This is a genomic window from Candidatus Accumulibacter vicinus (assembly GCF_000584955.1).
Classification (GTDB): domain Bacteria; phylum Pseudomonadota; class Gammaproteobacteria; order Burkholderiales; family Rhodocyclaceae; genus Accumulibacter; species Accumulibacter vicinus.
Genome location: NZ_JDSS02000019.1, coordinates 366,041 through 368,093, shown reverse-complemented (window position 1 = coordinate 368,093; position 2,053 = coordinate 366,041). Strand labels below are relative to the sequence as shown.

The window sequence follows — 2,053 nt, the reverse complement described above, 5'->3', positions numbered from 1 at the left end:
GTCAACGTCTATCTGTCTCGAACGAACGGCGGCGTTCCCTATCTGCTGGCGTCCGTGGCTGTGGGCTCGGCGACCTACACGGCGACTGCGCTGGCCACGGGCAGGGAGATTACAGGACGGTTTGAAATGCCCCTCCCAGCGGGTACGCTGTTCTCTCACAATGCCCGGTTGTGCAGTTTTTCCGGGAATACGGTTTATCTCGGGCTGCCGTATCGCCCTGGATACTGCCTGGCGCTGGACAGCTTCTTGCCGTTTCCTGCCCCTGTGTCGATTGCCATTTCCGGGCAGAACGGGATCTACGTGGTCGCCGACAAGACCTACTGGATTCCCGACGAGGGGGCGGTGGCGGATGTTCTTCCCTACGGCGCCGTTCCAGGGACGGCGTTCAGCCTGCCAAACGCTTCGGAAGTCGGCTGGTTCGGGGCGGAAGGGATAGTCATCGCGGGCACGCAAGGGAACGTGAAGCCCTTGACGGCCGGTTCCATCACCCTCACTTCGCCAGACTCCGGCGTTTCCACGGTGTTCGACGGGGAATACACCAGAGTGGTGTCGTGTGGCTGGTGCGTGAATCTGGAAAGCGGCGCGGCTACCCAGTACACGGACTGGGAGTTCACGTCCTTGTCTCGCCATTACGGGACAAAGGCAGACGGCTTGTACGCGACGAACGGGGGCGGTGCGGTCTACGCGGTCGTCGGCTTCGGGGATCTAGCTTTCGGGGATGGTCAGCTAAAGCGTATCCCGAATGCCTACCTTGCCTTCTCGTCCGCTGACCCCATGCGTGTCACGCTTGTTCCAGAAGGAGGGGACTCCTACGACTACGACACGCGCTCGTACTCGGAATCACTCAAAACTCAACGGGTGGATATTGGCCGCGGGCTCGTATCAACCTGGTTCGACGTTTCAATCAGCAATCCAACCGGGGCCTCATTCGTACTGGCCGAAGTGTCATTCGTCGTCAGCCCCTCCACGAGAAGGATTCAACAATGACGGATATCGTTTCTGTCCCGACAGGGAACTTCACCCCCGGAGCCCGCGCCACGCTGGAGTTTCCGGCGGCGCTGATTAACGCGGCCTGGAACCAGGCCAATACCAAATTCGACCTGTTCGAGTACAAAATGGGGCTCGTCACCAATTCCGGTGGAACCGGATGGCTGGACGATGCCGCAGTTCCTGAGATCTCGGCGTCGTCGGTGGCCTTCACCAACCCTACGTCGACCAACTCCATATCGGCCACGTCGGAATTCGAGGCGGCGAATGTAGCGACGCCGGCCTTGACCACTTCCACCTCGGCCACTTCTGGGTTCGAGGCGGCGAACGTAGCGACGCCGGCCCTGACCACAGCGGTGATCTCTACCCCTACCGATCCGGGCGTGACCATCCCGACAGACGTGACCGAGGATTCGGTGATTGCGACCTTCACCAGTGAGCAGCAGGATCTCTGGGATCAATTGGTGGACGGGTTTGTGGGATTCAGAACGTCGTATTTCCCGAACGAAAACACGCTCTACTCGTCGGCGGAGACTTGGCTACAGGATGCTCTTGATAACGTCCACGGCCTTCCTTCGGCGGTCGCTGCGCAGGTGTTGACGGATAGCAGTGACCGGATTTCTGTTGAGCTGTCTCGCGCTACGGACTCGATCACGGCGCGATTTGCGGCGTCCCGGTTTCCGCTTCCTTCAGGGGCCTTGGCCAGCGCTGTCCTGCAGCTCCAACAGAAGGCGCAGGACGACATTGCAGACGCCTCAAGAAAGCTGGTCATCGCCAGTATCGAGCAGCTTCGTTTCGTGGTGGACAAGGTTCTCAGTCTGCGGCAAAGCGCAATGGCTGCGGCGCTGGACTACTGCAGGACGCTGGCAAGCGCCACGCCGGGAGCCGTGCAACTGACCGAGGCGGCCTACGACGCTCAGGTCAAGCTGATCAACTCGGCGGCTGCGTACTACGGGGCACGGACCAATGCCTCTGAGGCAGTAGCCAAAGTGTCGCAGTTCAACGTGGGCACTTCGGTTCAGATTGCGGACATGACGACCAGGAACGCGCAGTTCAACTCTGACGC

General features: G+C 60.4%; 2 protein-coding genes. Both read left to right on the top strand.

Going from position 1 to position 2,053, the window contains the following annotated elements; all coding sequences use genetic code 11:
- Nucleotides 1–987 (top strand): hypothetical protein (locus tag CAPSK01_RS08040; RefSeq protein ID WP_273703315.1); only part of this gene is annotated, 987 nt, incomplete at its 5' end.
- On the top strand, nt 984–2,053 hold a 1,070-nt coding region (locus CAPSK01_RS08035; RefSeq protein ID WP_273703314.1), incomplete at its 3' end, for a hypothetical protein. The genes CAPSK01_RS08040 and CAPSK01_RS08035, both read left to right, overlap by 4 nt.